This is a genomic window from Halomonas sp. 328, from assembly GCF_015645095.1.
In the GTDB taxonomy this organism is placed as follows: domain Bacteria; phylum Pseudomonadota; class Gammaproteobacteria; order Pseudomonadales; family Halomonadaceae; genus Bisbaumannia.
The window spans coordinates 1-25,158 of record NZ_JADOTW010000018.1 but is presented as its reverse complement, the minus strand read 5'-3'; the positions used below and the strand labels follow the sequence as shown (position 1 = coordinate 25,158).

Annotated in this window: 21 protein-coding genes; 4 read left to right on the top strand and 17 right to left on the bottom strand. The window is 68.9% G+C overall.

The genetic code is table 11. The features are described from left to right. Positions 1 to 33: 33 nt before the first annotated feature. From IHD13_RS10620 to IHD13_RS18465, 5 genes are all read right to left on the bottom strand, one after another. A complete protein-coding gene (locus IHD13_RS10620) occupies positions 34 to 504 on the bottom strand; it encodes a TlpA disulfide reductase family protein (protein WP_195861018.1) in 471 nt (156 codons plus the stop codon). Between the two features lie 63 nt (positions 505 to 567). After that, positions 568 to 1,515 (bottom strand): L,D-transpeptidase family protein, encoded by a 948-nt coding sequence (locus IHD13_RS10615; RefSeq protein WP_195861017.1) that lies wholly within the window; start codon positions 1,513 to 1,515, stop codon positions 568 to 570. A gap of 44 nt (positions 1,516 to 1,559) precedes the next feature. Further along, positions 1,560 to 2,789: a MerC family mercury resistance protein gene (locus tag IHD13_RS10610; RefSeq protein WP_195861016.1), complete on the bottom strand. Its 1,230-nt coding sequence runs from the start codon at positions 2,787 to 2,789 to the stop codon at positions 1,560 to 1,562. 10 nt (positions 2,790 to 2,799) lie between these two features. Next, positions 2,800 to 3,057 carry an anti-sigma factor family protein gene (locus tag IHD13_RS10605; RefSeq protein WP_195861015.1) on the bottom strand — a complete coding sequence of 86 codons (258 nt, stop codon included), beginning with the start codon at positions 3,055 to 3,057 and terminating at the stop codon, positions 2,800 to 2,802. Then, positions 3,054 to 3,749, bottom strand: a complete 696-nt coding sequence (locus tag IHD13_RS18465; protein WP_268246230.1) for a sigma-70 family RNA polymerase sigma factor — start codon at positions 3,747 to 3,749, stop codon at positions 3,054 to 3,056. The genes IHD13_RS10605 and IHD13_RS18465 overlap by 4 nt, the downstream gene beginning before the upstream one ends. A 178-nt stretch (positions 3,750 to 3,927) precedes the next feature. Between IHD13_RS18465 and IHD13_RS10595 the strand changes: the two genes are divergently transcribed. Together IHD13_RS10595 and IHD13_RS10590 are read left to right on the top strand one after the other, a co-directional pair. Next, positions 3,928 to 4,710 carry a methyltransferase domain-containing protein gene (locus IHD13_RS10595; protein ID WP_195861014.1) on the top strand — a complete coding sequence of 261 codons (783 nt, stop codon included), beginning with the start codon at positions 3,928 to 3,930 and terminating at the stop codon, positions 4,708 to 4,710. 25 nt (positions 4,711 to 4,735) lie between these two features. Continuing rightward, positions 4,736 to 5,176: a cupin domain-containing protein gene (locus IHD13_RS10590; RefSeq protein WP_195861013.1), complete on the top strand. Its 441-nt coding sequence runs from the start codon at positions 4,736 to 4,738 to the stop codon at positions 5,174 to 5,176. Between the two features lie 141 nt (positions 5,177 to 5,317). Here the strand turns inward: IHD13_RS10590 and dauA are convergent, their stop codons facing one another. The 12 genes from dauA to IHD13_RS10530 all read right to left on the bottom strand — a co-directional run bounded on the left by dauA (position 5,318) and on the right by IHD13_RS10530 (position 21,375). Then, entirely contained in the window at positions 5,318 to 7,063 is a 1,746-nt protein-coding gene (gene dauA, locus IHD13_RS10585) for a C4-dicarboxylic acid transporter DauA (RefSeq protein WP_195861012.1), read from the bottom strand. 137 nt (positions 7,064 to 7,200) lie between these two features. Continuing rightward, positions 7,201 to 9,240: a choline BCCT transporter BetT gene (gene betT, locus IHD13_RS10580; RefSeq protein WP_195861011.1), complete on the bottom strand. Its 2,040-nt coding sequence runs from the start codon at positions 9,238 to 9,240 to the stop codon at positions 7,201 to 7,203. 399 nt (positions 9,241 to 9,639) lie between these two features. After that, positions 9,640 to 10,317 carry a hypothetical protein gene (locus IHD13_RS10575; protein ID WP_195861010.1) on the bottom strand — a complete coding sequence of 226 codons (678 nt, stop codon included), beginning with the start codon at positions 10,315 to 10,317 and terminating at the stop codon, positions 9,640 to 9,642. Positions 10,318 to 10,589: 272 nt separating this feature from the next. Then, complete coding sequence (locus IHD13_RS10570; RefSeq protein ID WP_195861009.1) at positions 10,590 to 11,297, bottom strand: response regulator; 708 nt, start codon at positions 11,295 to 11,297, stop codon at positions 10,590 to 10,592. Positions 11,298 to 11,300: 3 nt separating this feature from the next. Beyond that, the gene (locus tag IHD13_RS10565; RefSeq protein ID WP_195861008.1) at positions 11,301 to 12,716 is read right to left on the bottom strand and encodes an ATP-binding protein; all 1,416 of its coding nucleotides are present in this window, start codon (positions 12,714 to 12,716) and stop codon (positions 11,301 to 11,303) included. A 126-nt stretch (positions 12,717 to 12,842) separates the two neighbouring features. Next, positions 12,843 to 13,892 carry a substrate-binding domain-containing protein gene (locus tag IHD13_RS10560; RefSeq protein ID WP_195861007.1) on the bottom strand — a complete coding sequence of 350 codons (1,050 nt, stop codon included), beginning with the start codon at positions 13,890 to 13,892 and terminating at the stop codon, positions 12,843 to 12,845. 110 nt (positions 13,893 to 14,002) lie between these two features. Next, entirely contained in the window at positions 14,003 to 15,259 is a 1,257-nt protein-coding gene (locus IHD13_RS10555; protein ID WP_195861076.1) for an ABC transporter substrate-binding protein, read from the bottom strand. A gap of 151 nt (positions 15,260 to 15,410) precedes the next feature. Next, on the bottom strand, positions 15,411 to 16,517 hold the full coding sequence (locus IHD13_RS10550) for an ABC transporter ATP-binding protein (protein WP_195861006.1): 1,107 nt from the start codon (positions 16,515 to 16,517) through the stop codon (positions 15,411 to 15,413). A 103-nt stretch (positions 16,518 to 16,620) separates the two neighbouring features. Then, complete coding sequence (locus tag IHD13_RS10545; protein WP_195861005.1) at positions 16,621 to 18,240, bottom strand: alpha-glucosidase family protein; 1,620 nt, start codon at positions 18,238 to 18,240, stop codon at positions 16,621 to 16,623. 28 nt (positions 18,241 to 18,268) lie between these two features. After that, positions 18,269 to 19,111, bottom strand: a complete 843-nt coding sequence (locus IHD13_RS10540; RefSeq protein WP_195861004.1) for a carbohydrate ABC transporter permease — start codon at positions 19,109 to 19,111, stop codon at positions 18,269 to 18,271. Next, positions 19,108 to 20,088 (bottom strand): carbohydrate ABC transporter permease, encoded by a 981-nt coding sequence (locus IHD13_RS10535; RefSeq protein ID WP_195861003.1) that lies wholly within the window; start codon positions 20,086 to 20,088, stop codon positions 19,108 to 19,110. The genes IHD13_RS10540 and IHD13_RS10535 overlap by 4 nt, the downstream gene beginning before the upstream one ends. A gap of 15 nt (positions 20,089 to 20,103) precedes the next feature. Then, positions 20,104 to 21,375 (bottom strand): ABC transporter substrate-binding protein, encoded by a 1,272-nt coding sequence (locus IHD13_RS10530; protein WP_195861002.1) that lies wholly within the window; start codon positions 21,373 to 21,375, stop codon positions 20,104 to 20,106. 507 nt (positions 21,376 to 21,882) lie between these two features. Here IHD13_RS10530 and IHD13_RS10525 point away from each other — a divergent pair. Then, complete coding sequence (locus tag IHD13_RS10525; protein ID WP_195861001.1) at positions 21,883 to 23,370, top strand: carbohydrate porin; 1,488 nt, start codon at positions 21,883 to 21,885, stop codon at positions 23,368 to 23,370. A 138-nt stretch (positions 23,371 to 23,508) separates the two neighbouring features. After that, entirely contained in the window at positions 23,509 to 25,056 is a 1,548-nt protein-coding gene (locus IHD13_RS10520; protein WP_195861000.1) for a glycoside hydrolase family 32 protein, read from the top strand. Positions 25,057 to 25,158: the final 102 nt, after the last annotated feature.

Sequence of the window (25,158 nt, the reverse complement as noted above, 5' to 3'; positions counted from 1 at the left end):
CCTGACCGTCGCTCGCCGACTGTCGGGCAACGGTCAGGAGGTCTCCGCCTCCTGCAACAGCAGCCCCAGCTGGGCACCCAGGCGCAGGTCTTCCTCGACCCCGAAGTGGCGATAGCGCAGCCGTCCCCGGGCATCGAAGAGCAGGGTGCTGGGGGTGCCCTCCAGGCCATAGGCGCGCATGGTGCGGGGCAGGGGATCGCCCGTGGGGCCTGCGGCATCGATACCCACCGGGAAGCCGTAGCCATGCTCGGCGAGAAACACCGCCAGGGCCTCGGGGCCCATCACGGCGTGATGTTCGAAGACCGTATGCAGGCCCACCACGGTCAGCGGGGTGCCGGCCAGCAGTCGGGCCACCCGCTGGGTCTGGGGCAGGCCATGCAGCACGCAGCCCGGGCAGAGCATCTGGAAGGCGTGGAGCAGCACCACCCGGCCGCGCAGGCCCGCCAGGCTCAGGGGCGGACCATTCAGCCATTGACTCACTTGCCACTCGGGGGAAGGGCGCATCGGGCTATCCTCACGGCTTTGTTGTGAGGATAGCCCCAGAGGCAGAGCGGTGGGTCGATACGGTCAGGCGTTGGGAGAGAGGCGGACGATCTGCCCCGGGGCGGCATCCAGGGCCTGGCGCAGCTGCGCATAGTCGATATGGATATCGGCCTCGGCCTTCAGGGTCTCCAGGGTGGCCATGGCATCCAGCATGCTGGTCAGTTCCTGGGCCTGGACCTCGGGGGTATCGAAGGACTGGGCATAGAGGGTGCCATCCTGCCAGGCGGCCTTGAAGGGCTGGTCGATGATATGCACATCGATCCCCACCGGCACCCGCCGGAAGAGGGCCTCGATATCCTCCGGGAACATGCGGATGCAGCCGCGGCTGGCGCGCATGCCGATGCCGTCGGGCTGGTTGGTGCCGTGGATCAGGTAGCCGGGGATATCCAGCAGGATGGCGTGGCGACCCAGGGGGTTGTCGGGGCCGGGGGGAACCACGGCGGGTGCCGGCTCGCCCCGGGCGGCGGCCTCCTCGCGCATGGAGCGGGGCGGGTACCAGGCCGGATCCTGCAGTTTCATGGTGGTCTGGGTGGTGCCCAGGGGGGTGTCGTACCCCTCGCGGCCGATACCGATGGGGTAGGTCTCGACCCGCGGGGTCTCGCCTTCGCTCACCTCCGGGTAATAGTAGAGGCGCAGCTCGGCGATATTGATCACCAGGCCCTCCCGGGGGGCGTCCGGCAGCAGGTGCTGGGCGGGAATCACCACCTCGGTGCCCTCGCCGGGCAGCCACAGGCTGACGTCGGGGTTGGCGTTGCGGATCTCCTCGTAGCCCACGGCGTGTTCCCGGGCGATATCCAGCAGGGTCTGCTCGTGGGTCGCGGTCACCGTGAAGGGCTCGCCGATCAGGCTGCCCCGTTCCGGCAGTGGGTAATGGCCCCGGGGCCACTCTTTGGCCTGGGCGACCGTGGCGAGAGTGGACAGCGCCAGGCTCAGCAGGGCGCCGGCGAAGCGGGTAGGACGAGCGTCGATCATGGAAGGCTTCCTTATGGGGCCAGGGCTGGGGCCATGATACGCCATCACTCCCCGCCTCGGGAGGGGGCCAGCAGCGCCGACTCCTGCCGCCGGCGCCGGCGCAGGTCCCAGAGCACGGCGCCCCCCAGCAGCAGGAAGCCGACCAACTCGCGCCAGGCCTGGTAGTCGACGAAGAGGGCGTGGCCCACCAGCAGGGCACCGCCCAGTCCCAGCAGGGCCGGGGCGGCCTGGCGGCGGTGGATGCCCGAGGCCACCACCACGCCCAGGGTCAGCAGGACGAAGACGCCGATGGCGCCGGCCCAGAGCCCCTCGTTCAGGCTCAGGTGCAGGCCCAGCAGCGGCAGCAGGGCAACCAGGGCCAGGGTGCCGTAGCAGCTGAGCAGGGCCAGCCCCAGGGCGAGGACGCCTACCAGCCCATGGCCGCGCAGGCGGCGCCATAGCCGGCGCGGGTCGAGCCGTCGCCAGGCGCGCTGCCAGGGGCCGGGAGGCGTCTCGGCGCGGCGCATTCGCCACTCCTGGCTACGGGCGCCGAAGCCCTGGGCCACCTCCCGGGTCTGGTCGCTGGGGCTCAGGGCGAAGTAGTCGTGCTCGCCCAGGGACTCGATGGCCTCGAAGCCCGCTTCGCGGAACAGGGCGACGAGCTCCTCGTCGACGCTGGCGCCCACCACGCACTCCACCCAGAGGCGCGGATCCTCGTGGCAATCCACCGAGACCGGGCGGCGAATCACCACGTCGGCCAGCTGCAGGTGCCCGCCGGGACGCAGCACCCGAAACATCTCGCGCACCGCCCGGCGCTTGTCCGGTACCAGGTTGAGGGCGCCGTTGCTGGTGATGCAGTCGATGCTGGCATTCGCCAGGGGCAACTGCTCCGCCGAGCCCCGGATCACGCTGACCCGGGAAAGCTCCCGCTCGCGGATCGTGCGCTGCAGTTTCTGGGTCATGGCGGCGGTGAGGTCGAGGGCGATCACCCGCCCCTCGGGCCCCACCCGTTCGCCGGCGATCAGGCTGTCGACCCCGGCCCCGGCACCGATATCCAGGACCCGGTCGCCGGGGCGTATCCCCTCGCCGCGGAAGGGGCAGCCGACGCCGGCGAAGGAGGCGAGGGCGCCCTCGGGGAGGCGATCCAGCCAGGCGGGTGGGTAGCCGAGCGCCTCGCAGGCCTCGCGCCCCACCGGAAAGTGGAAGCCCGCCTCGGGGCGTCGGGCCACCTCGGCGTACATCTGCTGCACGGCGCCGAGGATCTGCCGGCGGGAGTAACCTAAGATGGCAACCATGGGGGACTCCTTAGCTATCGGGGTGGGAGGATTCCAGCTCATCCAGCAGGCGCTCCAGGCGCCGCCTGAGCCGCGGCGGCGCCCGGGAGGCCATGGCCTCGTCGAGGCGCGCCCGCAGGCGGCGCTCAAATTCGACGCGCCCGAAGCAGGCGTGGCAGCGCGCCAGGTGGCGCTCGATCACCGCCCGGTCCGGGGCCTCGAGCTCCCGGTCCAGGTAGTCGAAGAGGCGTGCCATCACTTCCTCGCAGCTCGGCTCTCGCGGCATCATGGCGCCTCCTCCTCCGCGGCCCCGGGCCCACCCAGGCCACGCTCCCTGGCCTGCAGCCAGAGGCGATGCTGCAGCTGGCCGCGGGCCCGGCTCAGCCGCGAGCGCACCGTGCCCACCGGGATGCCCAGCAGCCCGGCGGTCTCGGCATAGGTGTGGCCCTCCACCTCCACCAGCACCATCACCAGCCGGAACTCCTCGGCCAGGTCGTCCAGGGCCCGCTCCAGCTCCTCCTTGAGCAGGCCATTGAAGAAGCGCTCCTCGGCACTGCCCCACCACAGCAGGAAGGGCTGATGCAGGCGTTCGTAGAGGCAGAAGGTTTCCTGGGCCTCGTCCAGGCTCAGGTCCGCCTGGGGGCGACAGCGGCGCCGGCGCCAGTCGCTGATAAAGGTGGTGGTGAGGATATGGAAGAGCCAGCCTTCGAAGCGCTCCGGGTCGCGCAGTTCGTCGAGGCGCGCCCAGGCCCTGGTGACCGTCTCGGCGACGATATCCTCGGCATCGTCCGGGTGGCGGGTCAGGCGCAGGGCGCGGCCATAGAGGCGATCCATCACCGCCTCCAGTCGCGCCTGGAACCACTGGCGGCGCTGTCGGGGGGAACTCGCCGAATGCAAGGTCATGGCGCCTTCTCGCTGTGCCTCGTGGCGGCCGGTCGAGCCGCCCTGGGCGGTAACCACACAGGAACTGGCAAGGGACATGGGGCACCTCTGAGCCTGGGCCAGGCTTGCCGGGGCGGCAAGTCGAGTGCCTCGCCAGGACGCGGCAACACGGCGGAGGGTTCCCGTGGCGAGCACGGGAACCCTGGGACGACGGGGTGCGTCCTTGGTTCCACGGCATGCTCGCCATGTCGTGAATCCACACAAGAGGAGAGCAACCATGGCCATCACGACGCCAACCGCAGTGGATCGGGGCGAACTCGAATCCCGGGTCAAGGCGATGTACCGGGAGGTCGCCGAGACCCCGGAGAGCGACTTTCACTTCGAGATGGGGCGCGCCCTGGCCGAACGCCTGGGCTATGACCCCCGGGCCCTCGACCGCATTCCCGCCGCGGCCATCGACTCCTTCGCCGGGGTCGGCCACTTCCTCGACCTGGCGGCGATTCGCCCCGGCGAGACGGTGCTCGACCTGGGCAGTGGCTCCGGCATGGACAGCCTACTGGCCGCCCTGGCCACCGGCCCACGGGGGCGAGTGCTGGGGCTCGACATGACCGCGGCCCAGCGCGAGAAGGCCTCCCGCCTGGCGCGGCAGGGCGGTTTCACCAATGTCGAGTTCCATGCCGGCTATATCGAGGCTCCGCCCTTCGCCGATGCCAGCGTCGAGGTGGTGATCAGTAACGGCGTGATCAACCTGTCGGCGGACAAGCCCCGGGTCTTCGCCGAGGCGGCGCGGGTGCTCCGGCCCGGCGGCCGCCTGGCGCTGGCGGATATCGTCACCGAGGCGCCGCTGCCCGAGGGGGTGACCTGCAATGCCACCCTGTGGGCCGCCTGCATTGGTGGCGCCAGCCAGCAGGACGACTACCGGGCGGCCATCGAAGCGGCGGGGCTCGAGATCCAGGCATTTCGCGAGCACCCCGAGTACCGCTTCCTGACCGACTCGGCGCGGGGCGCCAGCGAGACCTATGGCGTGAAGAGCATTTCGCTGCTGGCCATCAAGGCCTAAGCGCTTTCCGAGAGAGGAGACTCCCATGAAAACCATTGTCAAGACGTCGGCACTGACCCTGGGCCTGGTCATCGCCCTGCCTATCGGCACCGCCCTGGCCCAGGACACTGCCCTGCCGGCCGGTTTCGAGACCGAGCCGGTCCTGAAGACCACCACCACCCGCGATGGCGACCCGATCGCCTGGCCCCAGGGCACGGCGGAGATCGTCTCGGTGATCGGCACCATCGAGCCCGGCGGACGCACGCCCCTGCACCAGCATCCGGTGCCTGTCTTCGTCTATGTTCTCGAGGGCGAGGTCGAGCTACGCACCGAGGGGGGGGATCCCTACACCTACGGCGCCGGAGAGGCCTATATCGAAGCGCTCAATCGGGACCATCAACTCTTCAATATGACGGATAGTGACGCCAAGGTGCTGGTGGTCTTCGTCGCCGCGGAAGGCGAGCCCACCACGGTGGCTTCCCCGTAAGCGCTACCCCTGACTGGCTGATGTGCCAGTACAGCCCTCGACAACGACGACGGTGGCCTCGAGGCCGCCGTCGTCGTTGTCGGGGCGCGGGCGCTCTAACCCGGGTTGCCCGCTGCGCCGGGCATGCTTGGGGCGGCTCGCTCAGTTGCCCGGTGCGGTCAGCCAGCGCTCGGCCAGCCGTACTGCCTGGGCCTGGTGGGCGACCATGGCCAGGCGGCCGGCCTCGCGGCGCAGCCCGGCCCGCTTCAGCTTCAAGGCGAGGCGGGCGGGGAGCCCGACCAGGATCAGCCTGACGCCCCGGGAGCGCAGCTCCTCCACCAGCGACTGCAGGGCGACGATGGCGGTGGCATCGAGGCTCGGCACGTGGCGCATGTCGACCATCACCACGCGCACTTCCGGGTCGACCACCCGCAACGAGGCGAGGGCCTTCTCGGCGGCCCCGAAGAACAGCGGGCCCTTGATGTCGTAGAGGGCGACCTCCCTTGGTAGCCCGGGAGGTGCCTCGTGTTCGTCGGCCCGCAGCCGCCGGGCCTCGGTGAGGTGGGCCATGCGGCGGATAAAGAGCGCGGCCGCCAGGCCGATACCCACCGCCACCGCCAGCACCATGTCGACGATGACCGTAAGCCCGAAGCAGATCACGAGGATGGCCACGTCGCTGCCGGAAGCGCTCCGCAGGGTATGCATGAAGTGCCGCGCCTCGCTCATGTTCCAGGCGATGACGAACAGCAGGGCCGCCAGGGCCGCCATGGGCACCTGGCCGAGCACGCCGGCCAGGGCCACCACCGCCAGCAGCACCACCAGGGCGTGAACCACCGCGGCCAGTGGCGAGACGGCGCCGCTGCGGATATTGGTGGCGGTACGGGCCAGGGCGGCGGTGGCGGTGATGCCGCCGAAGAAGGGCACCGCCAGGTTGCCGAGCCCCTGGCCGATCAGTTCGGCATTGGGATCGTGACGGGTGCGGGTCAGGCCGTCGGCGACCACCGCGCAGAGCAGCGACTCGATGGCGGCCAGCATGGCGATGGCCAGCGCCGGGCCGAGCAGCTCGCGGATCAGGGCGAAGTCCACCCGGAGCGGCAGGCCATCGGGGCCGGGCAGCTGCCAGGGCAGCAGCAGGGCGGGGGCGAAGGGAGGAATCCCGCTGCCGCTCTGGCCCTGGAATTCCCAACGGAAGCGCGAGGCGATGGTGTCGATCTCCACGCCCAGCGGCACCATGGCCAGTGCCGCCAGGGTACCGACCGCCAGGCCGACCAGGGGCGCGGGGATCGGCAGCTTCAGTCTTGGCCAGAGGATCAGGCTGGCCAGCGTCACCAGCCCGACGCCGAGCTCGGCCGGCGCCACGCCCGGCAGGGCACGGATAATGGCGGCCAGGTTGTGCAGGGTGCTGTCGCCGAGCTCGACATCGGCCAGGCCGAGGAAGTCGGGGAGCTGCAGCAGGGCGATCACCACGGCGATGCCGGCGGTGAAGCCGAGCACCACCGGGTAAGGAACGAACTGGATCAGGTTGCCGAGCCGGGCCAGGCCCAGGGCCACCAGGATCAGTCCCGCCATCAGGGTGGCGATCAGCAGGCCCCCCAGGCCGTGACTGGCGACGATGGGGAAGAGGATGACCACGAAGGCCGCGGTGGGGCCGGAGATGTTGAAGCGGGAGCCGCCGGTCAGGGCGATGATCGCGCCGGCGACGATGGCGGTGTAGAGGCCGTGCTGGGGCGGCACGCCGGTGGCGATGGCCAGGGCCATGGAGAGCGGCACGGCGACGATGCCGATGGTCAGGCCGGCCAGCAGGTCACGGCGCAGCTCGGCGAGGCCATAGCCCTGCCGCCAGGCGGCGACCAGGGCGCTGCCGGGCAAGGGGAGCCGATAGCGGGGCGAAGCTTGGGGACGGGACATGGTCGACTCCGTCGAGGGGCAGGATCGGGCGATCACGTTACTCCCGCCTGTTGCACTGCCACAAGTCGACGATCGTCAGGAAACGACAGCGGCTCCCCGATGGGGAGCCGCTGTCAGGACCGGGGTGGAATACCGGCTCAGGTCTCCGGGGCCTGCTCGGGGAGGTCCCCGACGGCGCCGGGCATGGCGTGGACATTGGCGCTGTCGGCGCGGGACAGGGCCAGGAACTCCAGGTGGCGCTCGTACTCGGCCAGCACGTCGCTGATCACCTGGCCACGGGTATGGCCGTTGAGGTCCTGGCCCAGGCCACCCTCGGCCAGATAGACATCCAGGCGCAGGTAGTAGTCGTCATCCGCCGGCAGGAAGCTGGGCGCTCGCATGCGGTGGGGACGGATCTGGTAGACGAAGCTCTGGGCCTCCTCGAAGTCCACCTGCAGGGTGAGCCGCGGCAAGGGCTCACCCTCGACCTGCTCCTCGCTGACGCTGGCGCTCTGGCCGCGGTTCGTGAGCTCCTCGGCGAACTGGGTCAGGGCCGGACGAATGGCGTGCTCGATGGTGGCGGCGGCGCCGGCCCGGGTGGAGGTGTCCAGGGCCCGGTCGAGGCGCTCGCGCCAGTCGCCACCGGGGGCGGTGCCGGCGATGCGGCGCCGGGCGTCGGCCTTGTCGCCCTCCATGCGCAGGGCCCGGTAGAGGCCCGCCATGATGGCGAAGATCACCAGCGAGAAGGGCAGGGCGGTGACCACCACGGCGCTCTGCAGCGCCGCCAGGCCGCCGGCCATCAGCAGGGCCACGGTCACCAGGCCGATCACCGCCGACCAGAAGATGCGCAGGCGCACCGGGGCGTCGTGGTTGACGTCGGAGAGGATGGAGGTGAAGTTGGCCATCACCAGGGCCCCGGAGTCCGCCGAGGTGACGAAGAAGACGATGCCCAGGATGGTGACCACGGCGGCGGTCAGGCCGACCCAGGGGTAGGACTCCAGCAGGGTGTACATGGTGGTCTGGGGGGTAGAGAGGGCCTGCTCGCCCAGCTCCACGGCGCCCTGGGCCACTAGCTCGATGCCGCTGTTACCGAACACCGACATCCACACCATCATGAAGGCCAGCGGGATGCCGAGGGCTCCGGCGACGAATTCGCGGATGGTGCGCCCGCGGGAGATGCGCGCCAGGAAGAGGCCGACGAAGGGGGTCCAGGCGATCCACCAGCCCCAGAAGAAGACGGTCCACCACATCTTCCACTCGCTGGCTTCCTCGCCGGCGAAGGCGTAGGTGTCGAAGCTCTTGGCCACGAAGCCGGCGAAGTAGTCGCCGGCGTTGTTCACCAGCTTGTCGAGCAGTTGCAGGGTGTGGCCCTGGAAGAGCACGAAGAGCAGCAGCGCGAGGGCCAGCAGCATATTGAACTCGGAGAGACGGCGGATGCCCTTCTCCACGCCGCTGACCACCGAGATGGTGGCCATGATCACCACCAGGGCGATCAGGATCACCTGCACCGAGAGGCTCTCCGGCACGTCGAACATGTAGTTGAGGCCGTAGTTGAGCTGCATCACCCCGATGCCGAGGCTGGTGGCGATGCCGAACACCGTGGAGATCACCGCGGTGATGTCCACCGCATGGCCGATGGGGCCATAGATGCGCTTGCCCAGCAGCGGGTAGAGGGCGCTGCGAATCGCCAGGGGCAAACGGTGGCGGTAGCTGAAGTAGGCCAGGGCCATGCCCATCAGCACATAGAGGCCCCAGCCGGAGAGGCCCCAGTGCATGAAGGTCTGGACCACGGCGGCGCGCATCGCCTCCTGGCTCTCCGGGGTCATGTCCGGCGGCGCCAGGTAGTGGGCCACCGGCTCGGCGACGCTGAAGAACAGCAGGTCGATGCCGATGCCGGCGGCGAACAGCATCGCCGACCAGGAGAGCAGCGAGAACTCCGGCCGGGCATGGTCGGGGCCCAGGCGGATGCTGCCGAAGCGCGAGCAGCCGATCAGGATCACGAAGACCAGGTAGGCCACCACCGCCAGCATGTAGTACCAGCCGAAGGTTTCGTTGACCCAGGCCAGGGCGGCGTCGAAGAAGGCGCCGGCCTGGTCGGTGAAGGTCATGGTCAGGACGAGGAAGACCAGGATACCGGCCACCGAGCCGTGGAAGACGGCGGGGTTGAGCCGGTCTCGTCGCAGGTTGTCTTGATTCATGGGGGACTCCCTGAGTTATTGATGTTGTGTCTCGCCCCGTGGGCCGGGCGCAGGGGGATGGGATCGTCGTTATTTTGATTGAACGCACAATTAAAATAGCGGTGATCTCATCGTCTTGCCTGCCTCTGGGTCGGCCGGGGTCGCAACGGGATACAAGACACGCGATAAACGTCGCATCGGGGCAAGTGAGGGAGCCATTGGGCTTCCCTGGCGCGGTCGACGAGGCGACCGGCAATCGCTAATGCATAATGGATTTTTATTAATTGCCCGTTCAAATAAAATACGCACTTCTCGAGGGATCTTCAACCCGGGGTCGAGGAGAGAGCGTGGAGTGGCCGTGAAAACGACGACACCCGGCGGTGGCCGGGTGTCGGAGCGTGCTGTGGGGTGAGGCCGGGATCAATCGCCCTGGTGGCGGTGACGGTCGCGGCCCTTGCCGTGGTGGTCGCCGCGGCTCGGGCGCAGGGCCTCCTTGAGTTCGTCGAGCTGGGCCTCGTCGAGGATCTCGGCGAGGTCGGCATGGTGAGCGTCGCGCAGTTCGGCCATCGCCTCGCGGCGCGCCTCCCGGTTGTCGAACTCCCGGTCGCGGAACTCGGCCAGGTCGCTGGCAATGGCCTCGCGTGTCGTGTTCAGGGCCTCATGCTGCTCCGCGGAGAGTTCCCAGCCGTCGATCACCGCGTCCAGGCGCGTCTGCATGGCGGCACGGCGGGCCTCGCGGTGCTCCTGGCGGGCCTCGGCGAGGGCCTGGCGCTGCTCCTCGTCGAGCAGCTCATCCAGCTCGGCGCGGTGCTCGGCGTGGAGCGCCCGGTAGGCCTCGCGACGCGTCTCGCGGTCGTCGAAGTCCTGCTCGCGCAGTTCCCGATAGGCCTGACGATGGGCATCACGGGTCGCTTCGAGGGCGGCGCGGGTCTCGGCGTCCAGGTCGAGGCGTTCCAGCAGGGTCTCTGCGCGGGGGCCGCCGTCATAAGGGCCAGCGTGAGAGCCGCCGCGGTGGCCATCGGCCAGGGCGGTCAGCGACAGGGGGGCGATGGCCAGGGAGAGCAGGGCGGGCATCAGCAGCTTGCGGGTGATCGGCATCGAAAGGCTCCTTTGCGGTGTGTCGATGCCTAGAGTGTCGTCGCCGCTTGTGCAGGGAGGGTGCAAGCTTCGGGGAAGCGATGATCTTATTTCGTTTCTCAAGCTATCGGTTTTGGCGCGGGGCTACTCTGGGGGCAGGCACCCGGAAGGCCGGACCCCCGCGAAGACGCTGTGAACCCGTCCCTGGGCGCTCCATTCTTCATCCTTGAAGAATGAGCTCCGCTTCGACCTGCCCCCAGCGCCCCTTGGGCCGTCACCAACAGTCCGGCGAACTACTCCTCCGGCTGGTATTTATAGCCGACGCCATAGACCGAGCGGATGATCTCCCGCTCCGGCCATACATCGGCGATCTTCTTGCGCAGCTTCTTGATATGGCTGTCCACGGTGCGCTCCGAGACCACCCGGTGGTCCCGGTACATATGGTCCATCAACTGGTCCCGGGAGAAGATGCGCCCGGGGGCCTGCATCATCACCTTGAGCAACTGGAATTCCACCGCGGTCAGCTCCAGGTCGTGGCCATCGGCCAGGGCCCGCCAACCCTCGTCGTCGAGGCTCAGGCCGTTATCCGCCGGGGGCGCCTCCAGGGCCTGGCTGCGGCGCAGCACCGCCTTGATGCGTGCCACCACCTCCCGGGGGCTGAAGGGCTTGCAGATATAGTCGTCGGCGCCAAGCTCCAGGCCCAGCAGGCGATCCACCTCCTCGACCCGGGCGGTGAGCATGATCACCGGAAGCGCGGGCCAGCGAGCGCGAATCTCCCGGCACAGGGTCAGGCCATCGGTGCCGGGCAGCATCAGGTCGAGCAGCACCAGGCTCGGGGTCTGTTCGCCCAGCCAGGGGACCACGGCGTCACCATGGGCAAGGTGGTGCCAGGCGAAGCCGTTGCCGGCCAGGTAGTCGCCCACCAGTTGGGCGATCTTCGGCTCGTCTTCCACCACCAGGATGGTGTCGTTGAGGCGCATGGCGTCTTCTCCGTCAGACATGGCTTAGCGGGTCTCCTCCGTGAGGCGGGGGAACTCGATTGTCCAGCATAATCCACCCAGCGGCGAGGGGGAGGCGTGCATCTGCCCGCCATGGGTGGTGACCAGGGCCTTGGCGATGGAGAGCCCCAGGCCGCTGCCGCCGCTGGCCCGATTGCGAGAGCCTTCGACCCGATAGAGGCGTTCGGTGAGCCGCGGCAGGGCCGCCTCGGGCACCCCGGGGGCGCTGTCCTCCCAGGTGACCCGGACCCGCTCGGTGGTCTGGCTCAGTCTCACTCGCAGCCGGCCCGGAGCCTCGGTGTAGGCGCAGCTGTTGTCGAGCAGGTTATTCCACAGCTGGCGCAGGCGCTGCATGTCGCCGCGGATCGGCGCCGGTCCCGGGATCTCGGTCTCCAGGCTCAGGCCATGGTCGGCCAGCCAGCCCTGGGCTTCCTCCAGCCGGCCGGCCAGGGCCTCGCTCAGGTCCAGGGGGGCCAGGGAGGCCTCCAGGGCGCCGGCATCGCTCTGGGCCAGCAGGCGCAGGTCGGTCACCAGGCGCTCCAGCTGTGCCACCTCCTGGGCCAGGGAGTGCAGGCTGGCTTCGTCGAGGGGGCGAATGCCGTCCTGCATCGCCTCGATCTCGCCATGCAGCACCGCCAGGGGGGTGCGCAGCTCGTGGGCGATATCCGAGACCCAGCGGCTGCGGGCCTGGCGGTTGGCCTCCAGGGTCGCCGCCAGCACATTGAAGTCGTGGGCCAGGCGGGCCAGCTCGTCGTGGCCGCGCTCGCTCAGGCGCATGCTGTAGTCGCCCTCGGTGAGGCGCCGGGTGGCCAGGGCCATGCCGCCGGTGCGCCGCCCCAGCCACCAGGAGAGGCCGCCGGCGAGCAGCAGCGAGGCCACCACCAGGGAGGCGACGATAATGCCCAGGTTGCGCTGCTGGCGTTCCAGGAACACATGATCCATGCGCGCCATCAGCGACTCGGGGCGCCGGTAGCCCAGGGAACCGACCTTCTCGCCACCGCTCTCGATGGGTAGCCAGACCAGCTCCGGGGCTTCTTCCTCGTCCGGATGCTGCTGCAGGCCGATCACCGGCAGGCCCTGGGCGTCGTTGAGCACGAAGTCCCGGGCATTGCCCAGGCGGCGTTCCAGGCCGCGGGGGTCGTCATTGCCGGCGACCAGTTGCTGGCGCACCAGGCGATACCAGGCCCAGTGGGTCTCGCGCAGCCACTGCCAGTCGCCGCGGCGCTGCCACTCCTCGCCCAGGGCCTCGGCCAGTTGGCGGGCGCGGTTGGCCTGGGTGGTCTCCAGGTAGTCGATAAAGCCCCGGTCGAGGCTGCGGGAGACGCCCACGAAGAGCAGCGCCGAGGTGGCCACGTTGACCACCAGGATCACCGCGAAGAGCTTGAAGCCGAGGCGCGATAGCAGGAAACGGGGCAGCCGCATCGAGGCGTCTCCAGGGACGAGAGGACGGCGCAGTATGCCATCCGGAGGTGCACGCTTTGGTCAGCCATTATGCAGGGAATTTGCAAGTCCTTCAGAACGAGGCGGAGAGTCGTCGCCTGTAACCGCTCAGGGGCAGCTGTCGCCCAGCCACAGCTCGGTGGCGAGGGTGCGCGACCGGGGCGCCTCCAGGCCGAGGATCATGCGCGCCGCCTGGCGGCCCTTCTCGACGCTGTCCTGGCGCACCGTGGTCAGGCGCGGGGCCCGGTACTGGCCCTCGGCGATGCCATCGAAGCCGGTCAGGCGCAGGTCCTCGGGCACCCGCAGGCCACGCTCCTCGGCCAGGGTCAGGGCGGTCAGGGCGATGCGATCCGACATGCACAACAGCAGGTCGGGGCGCTCGGTGTCGGGCAGGTCGAGGATCGCCTCGATCACCGGGGCCGAGACCTCGAAGGTGTTCTCCTCGATATTCCACATGGGCACCACCGCCGGGTCATGGCCCGCCTCGTCCAGGGCCCGATGGAAGCCCAGGAGTCGCGAGCGGGTGATGGTCTGCTCGGCGCCGAGCAGCCGCTGACCGGGGACGATGGGGCCGTTGCAGGGCTCGGCGGTCAGGCGCAGGTTGATGATGCCCGGCCGCCGGGGCCGCGACGCCAGGGCATGGCGGGCGATGAGGTGGCAGGCCGGCTCGTCGTCCACATGCAGCGAGGGGCGCCCGGTGACGTCGAAGTCCACCGCCACCAGGGGGGCCTGGGGGGGCAGGCTCTCCAGCAGGGTCTCGCTGGGCATCAGGCCGTAGACGATGTAGCCATCCGCCATGCTGGCGGCGCCGGGCAGCTCGCTCTGCATCTGCCGGGCGGAGAGCAGCAGCAGGGTATGGCCCTGGGCGTCGAGCACCTCGGCGACCCCGGAGAGCAGCTCGCTGGCCACGGCATCGTTGAGGCTGTAGGTGAGGCTCTCGGCGAGGATCACCGCGATGATCCGCGAGCGTCCGGTGCGCAGGCTGCGTGCCTTGGCATCGGGCCCGCGGTAGCCGAGGCGCTTGGCCTCGCCGAGGATGCGCTCGCGCAGGGCCGGCGACAGCTGGTCCGGGCGATTGAAGGCGTTGGAGACGGTCGCCGTGGAGACGCCAAGCTCCCGGGCCAGGTCCTTGAGGGTGATGCGACGGGGAGTGGGCACGCGCGTTTCCTTCGCCATCTGGATCGATTCAGTTAGCTCGCTATCATAGTCCCTCGAGGAGCGGACCGCCAGAGGGCCTGAGTGTGATGGCCGCGACGCGGACGGTGAGGCTACCAGCCACGCCGGCTCATGCGATTGAGTTCCCGCTCGAGCTGGTCGAGGGCCTGCTCCGCGGTGAGGTCGCCGGAGAGCACGTCGTGGACGCGATTGAAGAAGGCGTTGGAGACCCGCGGGTAGTTCTCGGCGGTGACGTTGGCCGGGCGAGGCACGCCGCCCACCAGGGTATCGTAGAGCTCGCCGATAAAGGGCTGGGCCTCGAGCACCTCCGCATCCCGGTAGAGCGCTTCCCGGGTGGGGTTCATGCCGAAGCGGATGGCGTGGGCCTTCTGCTGGGCCTCGCCGGTCAGGTAGGCCACCAGGTCGGCGGCGACCTCCGGGTTGGCGGAGTAGCGGGAGACCGCCCAGCTCCAGCCGCCCAGGGTGGCCACCGACTCGCCCTCCGGGCCGCGGGGCAGCGGCGCGGCGCCGAACTTGCCCTGGATGGCGGTGCCTTCGGCCTGGCCCAGGGCCCAGGCATAGGGCCAGTTGCGCATGAACACGGCGTTGCCGGACTGGAAGACCCCACGGGCCTCCTCCTCCATGTAGTTGCGCACGCCCGATGGGGCGATGTCGCCGATCCAGGTGGCGGCCAGGGTCAGGGCCTCGGCGGCCCGGGGGTTGTTGACGGTGACGTTGCCCTCGTCATCGACGAGGGTGCCGCCGCCGTAGCTGGCGATCCACTCCAGGGCATTGGTGGTCAGGCCCTCGTAGGCGCGCCCCTGGAAGACGAAACCGTGCATGCGCTCGTTGCCCGCCGCGCGTTCGGCGTTCTGGATCTCCCGGGCGATCTCGGTCAGCGCCTCCCAGGTCTCGGGCACTTCGTGGCCGTACTGCTCCAGCAGGTCCGTGCGGTAGTAGAGCAGGCCGGCGTCGGTGAACCAGGGCAGGGCCAGCAGGCGGTCGTCCACGGTGTTGTTGGCGATCATCGCCGGGAAGAAGCCCGCGGTGGCGTCCTCGGGCAGGTACTCGGCGAGGTCCACCAGATGGGGGGCGAGCAGGCCGGGCCAGACGGTGTCGATCATCAGCACGTCGATATCGCCGGACTGGCTGCCGAGCAGCTGCTGGTAGAGGGAGAGCTTCTCGGTACCGGACTGGGGCGTGGTGACCACGGCCACCTCGTGGCCGGTCTCCGCGGCCCACTGCTCGGCGAGCACCGGACAGAAGTCGGCGGCGCCGCCGTCGCCGCAGGCGATGGTGATCCTGGCGGCCTGGGCCTGGGCCTGGGCGGCGGCAAGGGTCAGGCCGCCGGCCAGCAGGGTACCGAGCAGGAGAGGGCGGGCGAGGGGAGTGCGAGTGAAGGAGAGCATGAGTGGGGCCCCTGGTTGTCATTGTTTGGGGACGGTGATTCGTGGCGTCGGGGGCGGCGGCGTCATCGCGACGGGGCCAGGCAAGATCACCGGCGGTGGGGGCGGGGAGGCGTCAGGCCACGGCCCGGGCGGTCGCGACGCCCAGTGCCCGGTCCTGGCCGTCGAACAGATGGACATGCTCGGGATCCGGTACCAGGGCCACCTTCTGGCCGACTCGCCAGGGGCTCGGTGCCTCGCTGCGGTGGATCAGCAGGGTCTCGCCGGCCTTGGGCTCCAGGTAGACATAGACCTCGTTGCCCAGGTACTCGACGTTGACGATCTCGAAGGCGTTGTCGCCGCTGGCCTCGGTCAGGCGCAGGTGCTCGGGGCGCACGCCCAGGGTCAGGGCGGCACCGGCGGCATGATCCGTGGTGTCCTGGGGCAGGGCCAGCTCATGGAGGCCGGGGCTATGTACCCGGCACCCCTCGGGGCCACCGGCGGCCAGCGTCGCGGGCAGGAAGTTCATGGTCGGCGAGCCGATGAAACCGGCCACGAACTTGGTGGCCGGGCGCTGGTAGAGCTCGTGGGGGCTGCCCACCTGCTCGACCCGGCCGGCGTTGAGTACCACGATCTTGTCGGCCAGGGTCATGGCCTCCACCTGGTCGTGGGTGACGTAGATCATGGTGGAGCCCAGGCGATGATGCAGGCGGGCGATCTCGTTGCGCATCTGCACGCGCAGGGAGGCGTCCAGGTTGGAGAGCGGCTCGTCGAACAGCAGGATGCGCGGTTCCCGGGCCATGGCGCGGCCCATGGCCACCCGCTGGCGCTGGCCGCCGGAGAGCGCCTTGGGCTTGCGCTCGAGGAGCTCCTCGAGCTGCAGGATGCGCGCCGTGGCCATCACCCGCTCGTGGACCGTCTCCTTGGCGGTCTTGGCCAGCTTGAGGCCGAAGGCCATGTTCTCGTAGACCGTCATATGCGGGTAGAGCGCATAGGACTGGAAGACCATGCCCACGCCGCGCTCCCGGGGCGGCAGCTCGTTGACCACGGTGTCGCCGATGGAGAGCTCGCCGTCGCTGATCGACTCCAGCCCGGCGATCAACCGCAGCAGGGTCGACTTGCCGCAGCCGGAGGGGCCGACGAAGACCACGAACTCGCCGTTGCCGATGTCGAGGTCGACGTCCTTGATGATATGGGTGCTGCCGAAGACCTTGTTGACCTTGTCGAGGGTGACGCTTGCCATGGGGTGTCTCCTTGCCGGCCCGGTGGTGGCTGGGTGATGAAGGGTCTCGTCCGGGCCGGCCTGTTGTTATGAATACTGTGATGCGTGCTGTTATCAGTGTGGCTCAGAGGGCGAACCAGGCGGCCTGGTAGGGCGGCAGGCGCAGGGTGTCGCCATCGCGCTCATGGGTAAAGCCGTGGCCCTCGAGGGGGGCCTGTACCGCCATTGGTAGCCGGGTCTCGCGGGCCTGGCCGGTGAGGTTGACGACGCAGAGGAGGCGCTCGTCGCCCGTCTCGCGGACGAAGCCCAGCAGGTCGTCGCCAACGTCCACCAGGCTCAGGTCGCCGTCGACCAGCGCCGGGTGGGCACGGCGGAAGGCCAGCAGGCGGCGGGTGGCGTTGAGCAGCGAAGCCGGGTCGTCCTGCTGTCGCGACACGGCCAGCGGCAGCTGGCGGGCCTCCACCGGCAGCCAGGGCGTCACGCCCTCGGCGCTGAAGCCGCCATTCTCGGCATCGCTCCAGGGCAGGGGGGTACGACAGCCGTCGCGGCCCTTGAATTCCGGCCACAGCACCTTGCCGTAGGGGTCCTGGATGCGCTCGAAGGGCACCTCGGCTTCCATCAGGCCCAGCTCCTCGCCCTGGTAGAGGCAGACGCTGCCGCGCAGCGAGAAGAGCATCGCCAGGGTCGCCTTGGGGTAGGCGACCGGGTCCTCGTCGGCCCCCCAGCGGGTGGCGCTTCTCACCACGTCGTGGTTGGAGAGCGCCCAGCAGGGCCAGGCATCGCCGGCCAGGCGCTGGAAGCGCTCCAGCACCTCGCGGAGATAGGCCGCCGAGCGGGGGGTGTTGAGCAGGTCGAAGGTGTAGGCCATGTGCAGCTTGTCGCCGCCCGCGGTGTATTCGGCCATGCGCTCGAGGGGGTTGTCGTCGCCGATCTCGCCCACCGTGGTGGTGCCGGGGAACTCGTCCATCAGCGCACGCAGCTCGCGCAGGAAATCGAGGTTCTCCGGGCGGCTCAGGTCATAGACGTGGCGCTGCCAGGTGTAGGGGTTGGCGTCCGGGGCGCCCAGGGTCTTGGCCTCGCCGGCGGGCACCGGCGGGTTGTCGCGCAGCTTCGCATCGTGGAAGTAGAAGTTGACGGTATCCAGGCGGAAGCCGTCGACGCCGAGCTCCAGCCAGAAGCGCATGTTGTCGAGCTGTGCCTGACGCACCTCCGGATGGTGGAAGTTGAGGTCCGGCTGGCTGGTCAGGAAGTTGTGCAGGTAGTACTGGCGCCGGCGCGAGTCGAAGGTCCAGGCGGCGCCGCCGAAGATCGACAGCCAGTTGTTGGGCGGGGTGCCGTCGGGCTTGGGGTCGGCCCAGACGTACCAGTCGGCCTTGGCATTGTGGCGATCGGCGCGGCTCTCCTGGAACCAGGGGTGCGCCTCGGAGGTGTGGCTGATCACCTGGTCGATCATCACCTTGAGGCCCAGCGAATGGGCCTTCGCCAGCAGCGCCTTGAAGTCATCCAGGGTGCCGAACATCGGGTCGACGTCGCGGTAGTCGCTGACGTCGTAGCCGAAGTCGAGCATCGGCGAGGTGAAGAAGGGCGACAGCCAGATGCCGTCGACGCCGAGGCTCGCCACATAGTCGAGCTTGTCGGTGATACCGGCCAGGTCACCAATCCCATCACCATTGGCGTCCATGAAGCTGCGCGGGTAGATCTGGTAGATGACGCCGCCGCGCCACCAGAGGGTGTTGTCTTGCATCTTGGATTCCGTGAATGACATGAGAGGCTTACCCCTTGACCGCGCCGGCGGTGAGGCCGGAGACGATGCGCCGCTGGAAGATGATCACCAGGATCACCAGGGGCACGGTGACCACCACCGAGGCGGCCATGATCGGGCCCCAAGGCAGCTCGTAGGCGCTGCCGCCGGAGAGCAGGGCGATGGCCACCGGCACGGTGCGCTGGCTGTCGGTGAGGGTGAAGGTCAGGGCGAAGAGGAACTCGTTCCAGGCGGCGATAAAGGCCAGCAGCCCGGTGGTCGCCATGGCGGGCCACATCAGCGGCAGGAACACCTTGGTGATGGTCACCCAGGGGGTGGCGCCGTCCATGATCGCCGCCTCCTCCAGTTCCATGGGCAGCTGCTTCATGAAGGTGGTCAGCACCCAGACGGTGAAGGGCAGGGTGAAGATGGTGTAGCTGAGGATCAGGCCGCCCGGGTTGTTGTAGAGATTCAGCGCGCGGATCACCTCGAACAGCCCCGAGAGCACCGCCACCTGGGGGAACATGGAGACGCCGAGGATCACCAGCAGCACCGTGGAGCGGCCGCGGAAACGGACCCGGCCCAGGGCGTAGGAGGCGGTGATGCCGAGCAGCAGGGCGATGAACACCACGCTGGTGGCGATCAGGATGGAGTTGAAGATCGCCTGGATAAAGCTGCGCTGGGTGAATACCTGGACGTAGTTGGCCAGGCTCCAGGTGCTGGGCCACAGCTCGACTCGGAAGAGGTCGCTGGACGGCTTGAGGGAGGTGATGACGGCGTAATAGAAGGGGAACACCGCGACGACCACCACGAAGGCCACCAGGACCCAGAAGCCGACACGGGTGGCGAGCTTGTTGAACTGGCGTGAGGTCATGCGTCACCTCCCAGGTTGAGACGCTTACGGCCCAGGTAGAGATAGGCGATGGTGGCCAGGGCGATGATCAGGAACAGCAGGGTCGAGGCGGCGCTGCCGTAGCCCACGTCCTGGAACTCCACCAGCTGCTGGCGGGCGTAGATCGACATCGACATGGTGCTGGTGGAGTTGGAGGTCAGCACATAGATGACGTCGAACACCCGCAGGGCGTCGAGCAGGCGGAAGATCACCGCCACCATCAGCGCTGGGGTGATCAGCGGCAGGGTGACCTTGAAGAACACCTTAACCGGATGGATGCCGTCGACCTCGGCGGCCTCGTAGCAGTCCTTGGGCAGCATCTGCATGGCGGCCAGCGCCAGCAGGGCGACGAAGGGGGTGGTCTTCCAGACGTCGACCATGATCACCGCCCACATGGAGTAGCTGGCGTCGGCGGTCCAGGCGATGGGCTCGGCGATAAGGCGCAGTGCCATCAGCAGCTCGTTGATGATCCCGAACTGGTCGTTGAGCATCCAGGCCCACATCTGTGCCGAGACGATGGTGGGAATGGCCCAGGGAATCAGCACCGCGGCGCGCACGAAGGTGCGGCCCTTGAATTGGGCATTGAGGATCAGCGCCACGATCACCCCGAACACCACCTCCAGTGACACCGAGACGATGGCGAAGTAGAAGGTGTTCCATACCGACCGCCACCAGATGGGGTCGGCGAGCACGCCGTACCACTGGCCGTCGTCGTGGACCAGGTAGTTCTCCAGGCCGACGAAGAAGACGTTGCTGAGGTCGGAGAGGGAGGCGTCGGTGAAACTGAAGTAGAAGGTGCGCGCGAGCGGCCAGCCGGCCACCAGGGCCAGGGCCACCAGCATCGGCGCCAGGAAGGTCCAGGCGGCCTTGACTCGCTGGCGGCGCACCTTGGTGCTGCGGTAGGCCTTGGCCGGGGGGCGCGCCGCGGTGGGCGCGCTATCGTCTAGGGTCGTACTCATGGGAGGGCTCCCGGGTTACCAGTTGCGGCGCTTGACGCGGGACAGGTCGCGCTCGAGGTCGGCCACCGCCTGCTCGCCGCTGCGGCTGCCGGAGAGCACGTCGTGGGTGGCGCTGAAGAAGGCGTTGCTGACCCGGCCGTAGGCATCGCCGGTGACCGCCGAGGGGCGCGCCACGGCGTTGACGAAGGTGTCGTAGAGCTCGCCGAAGAAGGGCACCGCCTCGAGCACTTCCGCGTCCTCGTAGAGGGCCGCCAGGGTGGGGTTGTAGGCACCTTCGATGGCGCGACGTTTCTGCTCCTCGAAGCCGGTGAGGAAGGCCACCAGCTCGGCGGCGAGTTCGGGGTTGTCGCTGTAGCGGGAGACCGCCAGGTTCCAGCCACCCAGGCCGGCCGCGCTGTGACCGCCATCGCCCGCCGGCAGCTGGGTCACGCCCACCTTGCCGCGCACTTCGCTGCCGTCGCTCTGGGCCAGGGACCAGGCATAGGGCCAGTTGCGCATAAAGACCGCATTGCCGCCCTGGAAGACGCCGCGTGCCTCCTCCTCGGTGTAGTTGAGCACCCCGCTGGGAGCGATTTCGCCCACCCAGCCGGCCGCCAGGTCCAGGGCCGCCGCGGCGCGCTCGTTGTTGATGCTGATCTCGCCGTCGTGCTCCACCAGGCTGCCGCCGCCGTGGCTGGCCACCCATTCCAGGGCGTTGACGGTCAGGCCCTCGTAGGCGCGGCCCTGGAAGACGAAGCCGTGCATGCGCTCGTTGCCCGCCGCCCGTTCGGCGTCCTGGATGTCGCGGGCGATCTCGGTCAGCTGTTCCCAGGTCTCGGGTGCCTCGTGGCCGTACTGCTCGAGCAGGTCGGCGCGGTAGTAGAGCACCCCGGCGTCGGTGAACCAGGGCATGGCCACCAGGCGGCCATCCACGGTGTTGTTCTCGACAATGGCCGGGAAGTGGCCCTCGCCCGCGGTCTCCCCCAGCACCTCGCGCAGGTCGAGCAGGTGACTGCCCAGCAGGCCCGGCCAGATGACGTCGATCTGGAAGATATCGATATCGCTGGAGTTGGCGGAGAGGATCTGCTGGTAGAGCGACAGGCGCTCGGTGGAGGAGTTGGGGGTGGAAACCACATCGACACTATGGCCGGTCTGCTGCTCCCAGGCGCGAATTCCCTCCTGGCAGAGGGTCAGCTCGGCGCCCACGGCACCGCAGGATATCGTCAGGTCGGCGGCCTGGGCCTGGCCGGTCCCGGCCAGGGCGGCGGAGCCCAGGGCAATGGCGGCGAGCAGGGGAGTCTTGAGCATGGGGCATCCTCGCGGTTGTTGTTATCGAAGGGTGGTCTTAAACGATTAAGTCGTGGCGTTAGTTAAGACCAAGGGCGTGGCTCCATCAACCTAGACTTTTGTCGAAGCACGCCGTCCGCTTCCCCGGTGCGCCCTGGTGCAGACATGAGCGCCTTCTTACCTGGCAACCCAGGAAACGCCACGTTTTTCCGAGGCGTTCGCGATGCGTCGCCTGTCGTTAGACTTTGGTTGCATTCTTCGCCGCCGTGGTTGAGGGATCGAGCTTAAACGATTAAGTTTCGACCTGACCCGGCCTGACTCTTCTGCCCGGCTTCGGTTGCGGGGCATCCCGTGCCTCACCGGACTGAATCGATACAGATCGCTATCGACCGAGACGGATCGCCTCTCGGGCACGACGGAGCAGGCAAGGTCATCGGGTGGGCCACTCGGTAGCGATGCCGAGACGGCGGACCGGCTCAGGCCGGGACCACCCCGAGCCACTCCATAACAACAAGGGACCCCATCACCATGAACACCACCCTGTTCAAGACCCCGCTGGCCATCGCCATCACCGCCGCCGGGCTGGCCCTGGCCGGCACCGCCGGCGCCCAGTCGACCGATCTCGATCAGCGCCTGGCCGATCTCGAGGCGCGCATTGCCGCCGCCGAGCAGCGCGCCAATGCCGCCGAACGGCGCGCCGAGCTCGCCGAAGCCCAGGCCGAGGGCCGCCTGTCCGCCGAGGAGGTGGAGGAGCGCCTGGCCCGGGTCGAGCGCCGGGCCAGCGGGGAAGAGGGCTTCTCCTTCAATGCCTATGCCCGCTCCGGGCTGCTGCTGGGCGAGGATCGCAAGAGCATCCCGGGTGGGCCCTATGTGACCCCGGCGGGCTCCGTGGGAGGCGCCGTGGGTCGGTTGGGTAACGAGTCCGATACCTATGCGGAGGCGATCCTCAACTACCGCATGCAGTTCGACAACGGTGCCCGGGCCCATTACCGCACCATGCTGGCCAGCGGCACCACCACCAGCAACGACTGGGACGACGACTCCAACCTCAACGTGCGCCAGGTCTATGCCGAGTTCAGCGATCTGCCGAGCTTCACCGGCGCCTTCGAGAACGCCTCGATCTGGGCGGGCAAGCGCTTCGATCGCGACAACTTCGATATCCACTGGCTCGACACCGACTTCGTCTTCCTGGCCGGCACCGGGGCGGGCATCTACGATGTCCAGCTGGCCGACAGCTGGCGCGCCAACTTCTCGCTCTATGGGCGCAGCTTCAGCGACTTCCCGGTGAGCCCCGAGCACCCGGGTGACGAGGGCAGCACCGATAGCCTGATCCTCACCGCCAACAACTATTTCGGCAACTGGCAGTGGATGGTCAACGGCATCTCCGCCGCCGACAACGACGAACGTGATATCGGCGCCGGCCAGACCGCCGCCGACAGCGGCTTCCAAACCATGGTGGCCTACCATGGCGACAGCTTCTTCGGCCTGGGGGAGGGCAACTTCAAGGTCGCCTTGCTGCACGGCCAGGGCCTGGGCGCCGAGGTCAAGGGGCTGGGCAGCAACGGCACCCTGACCGACGATGCCACCGCGACCCGCCTCGGCGTCTACGGCACCACCTACCTGACGTCCAACTGGCGCATCGCCCCGGCGCTGCTCGCCGAGACCAGCCGGGATCGCCTCGCCTCCGGCGATCGCTACGACTGGGCGACCCTCAACCTGCGCCTGGCCAACGAGCTGACCGAGAACTTCGAGATGCAGTACGAGGGCAGCTACCAGTACATGGACCTCGACCAGGGCGAGGGCGGCAATGCCGTCAGCGGCAACTGGGGCAAGCTGACCATCGCGCCGACCTTCAAGCCCCAGGTGGGGGGATTCTGGCAGCGCCCCGAGATCCGGGCCTTCGCCTCCTATACCGACTGGGATAGCGAGCTGAACGGCTTCGGTGGCAGCTTCGGCGAGGATGGCTTTACCGGCGGCCAGTGGAGCTTCGGCGTGCAGACCGAAGTCTGGTTCTAAGCCGGGAGGCCAGACCCCAGGCCACGCTTGCCGTTTCGATCTTTGCCCGCGTCCTCGGACGCGGGCTTCTTGCCTGGGCACCGGCGCTCCCGTGCCCGAGGCGTCGCCCATTCATCGATCCCCACCCAAGGAATCACCATGAACGCACCCGACTCCGCCGCCGGCGTGCCGGCGGATGCCGTCGCCCCGGCGCGTCCCGGCCTGCACTTCACCCCGCCCGAGGGGTGGATGAACGACCCCAATGGCCTGGTGGTCTTCGAGGGGGAGTACCACCTCTTCTACCAGTACCATCCCCAGGCGCGGGTCTGGGGGCCCATGCACTGGGGGCATGCGGTGAGCCGCGACCTGTGCCGCTGGGAACACCTGCCCGTGGCGCTCCATCCCGATGCGGCCGGCATGTGCTTCTCGGGCAGCGCCATCGTCGACCGGCATGACACCAGTGGCCTGTTCGATGGCGAGCCGGGGCTGCTGGCCTTCTATACCGAGCACCGGGAGCCGCCCGGCGACCCCGGGGAACCGGGACGGCCGACCTATGTCCAGGCCCAGTGCCTGGCCTACAGCCGTGACCGCGGGCGCAGCTGGCAGAAGTACCCGGGCAACCCGATCCTGGCGAGTCCCGGGCCACGGGACTTTCGCGACCCCAAGGTGCTCTGGCACGCCGCCAGCGGTCGCTGGGTGATGGCCCTGGCCTGCGGCCAGGCGATCCGCTTCTACGTCTCCACCAACCTGCTCGACTGGACCCTGGCCAGCGAGTTCGGCGACGGGCAGGGCGCCCATACCGCGCACCCCTGGGAGTGCCCGGACCTCTTCGAACTGCCCGTCGAGGGGCAGGCCCCCGGGGAGCCCGCGACCCGCTGGGTGCTGGTGGTGGGGATCGGCGCCAGCGCCGAGGAGCCCTTCGGCTCCTTCACCCAGTATTTCGTCGGCCACTTCGACGGCGAGCGCTTCCATAACGATCACCCGGCCGAGACGGTGCTGATGATGGACGAGGGGCGCGACTTCTATGCCGTGCAGAGCTGGTCGGACATGCCCGCGACGGATGGCCGGCGCCTGGCCATCGCCTGGCTCAATAACTGGCTCTACGCCAACCAGGTCCCGGAGTCGGGCTGGCGGGGCGCCATGAGCTTTCCCCGCGAGCTGGGCCTCGTCGCCACCCCCGAAGGGGTGCGGCTGCGCCAGGCCTTCGCCCGGGAGTGGCGGGCGCGGGCGGCCGAGCCCCTCGACATCGCCTCCGGCCAGGCCGCGTTCGGTCCCGGTCGCCATGAGCTGCTGAACGCCGGGACACGCCTCGCCCATGGCCGGATGACACTGGGCCTGGACGCCGGCAGCCGGGTGCTGCTGGACCTGCAGCAGGACGGGCACCAGCTCCTGGAGCTCGCCCACGACGGCGACGGCATCCGGGTGCGCCATCGTCGCCGGGGCGAGAACGGCGTGGCCGAGTTCGATGCCCACTTTCCCCATGACCTGGCGGTGGGCCGGCTCACGGGGGAAACGCTGACCCTGGAATGGCTGCTGGACGATGGCTCCCTGGAGCTGCTGCTCGACGACGGACGCCTGGCCATCACCCAGCTGAGCCTCGCCACGCCGGCGGGGCGACCGCTGGGTCTGGAGGTGGTCAGCGGGGAGTGTCGGCTCGTGGCCCTGGCCTACCATCCCCTGCGCAGCGGCGGGGCAGTGCCGCTATAGCGAGAGGAAGAACAGGATCAGTGGTGGCGAACTTGGCAAGAGTGACGAGAGAGGCAAGCCGCTTCACCAGTAGATTATAGGGAGAGGAAGAACAGGATCAGC

Coding starts and splice junctions, on each gene's coding strand:
- IHD13_RS10550 (WP_195861006.1), bottom strand. CDS start 16,517: ATGGCAAGCGTCACCCTCGACAAGGTCAACAAGGTCTTCGGCAGCACC.
- IHD13_RS18465 (WP_268246230.1), bottom strand. CDS start 3,749: ATGTCCCTTGCCAGTTCCTGTGTGGTTACCGCCCAGGGCGGCTCGACC.
- IHD13_RS10570 (WP_195861009.1), bottom strand. CDS start 11,297: ATGTCTGACGGAGAAGACGCCATGCGCCTCAACGACACCATCCTGGTG.
- IHD13_RS10545 (WP_195861005.1), bottom strand. CDS start 18,240: ATGCAAGACAACACCCTCTGGTGGCGCGGCGGCGTCATCTACCAGATC.
- IHD13_RS10610 (WP_195861016.1), bottom strand. CDS start 2,789: ATGGTTGCCATCTTAGGTTACTCCCGCCGGCAGATCCTCGGCGCCGTG.
- IHD13_RS10535 (WP_195861003.1), bottom strand. CDS start 20,088: ATGAGTACGACCCTAGACGATAGCGCGCCCACCGCGGCGCGCCCCCCG.
- IHD13_RS10590 (WP_195861013.1), top strand. CDS start 4,736: ATGAAAACCATTGTCAAGACGTCGGCACTGACCCTGGGCCTGGTCATC.
- IHD13_RS10605 (WP_195861015.1), bottom strand. CDS start 3,057: ATGATGCCGCGAGAGCCGAGCTGCGAGGAAGTGATGGCACGCCTCTTC.
- betT (WP_195861011.1), bottom strand. CDS start 9,240: ATGAATCAAGACAACCTGCGACGAGACCGGCTCAACCCCGCCGTCTTC.
- IHD13_RS10575 (WP_195861010.1), bottom strand. CDS start 10,317: ATGCCGATCACCCGCAAGCTGCTGATGCCCGCCCTGCTCTCCCTGGCC.
- IHD13_RS10620 (WP_195861018.1), bottom strand. CDS start 504: ATGCGCCCTTCCCCCGAGTGGCAAGTGAGTCAATGGCTGAATGGTCCG.
- IHD13_RS10530 (WP_195861002.1), bottom strand. CDS start 21,375: ATGCTCAAGACTCCCCTGCTCGCCGCCATTGCCCTGGGCTCCGCCGCC.
- IHD13_RS10525 (WP_195861001.1), top strand. CDS start 21,883: ATGAACACCACCCTGTTCAAGACCCCGCTGGCCATCGCCATCACCGCC.
- IHD13_RS10540 (WP_195861004.1), bottom strand. CDS start 19,111: ATGACCTCACGCCAGTTCAACAAGCTCGCCACCCGTGTCGGCTTCTGG.
- IHD13_RS10595 (WP_195861014.1), top strand. CDS start 3,928: ATGGCCATCACGACGCCAACCGCAGTGGATCGGGGCGAACTCGAATCC.
- IHD13_RS10565 (WP_195861008.1), bottom strand. CDS start 12,716: ATGCGGCTGCCCCGTTTCCTGCTATCGCGCCTCGGCTTCAAGCTCTTC.
- IHD13_RS10615 (WP_195861017.1), bottom strand. CDS start 1,515: ATGATCGACGCTCGTCCTACCCGCTTCGCCGGCGCCCTGCTGAGCCTG.
- dauA (WP_195861012.1), bottom strand. CDS start 7,063: ATGTCCCGTCCCCAAGCTTCGCCCCGCTATCGGCTCCCCTTGCCCGGC.
- IHD13_RS10520 (WP_195861000.1), top strand. CDS start 23,509: ATGAACGCACCCGACTCCGCCGCCGGCGTGCCGGCGGATGCCGTCGCC.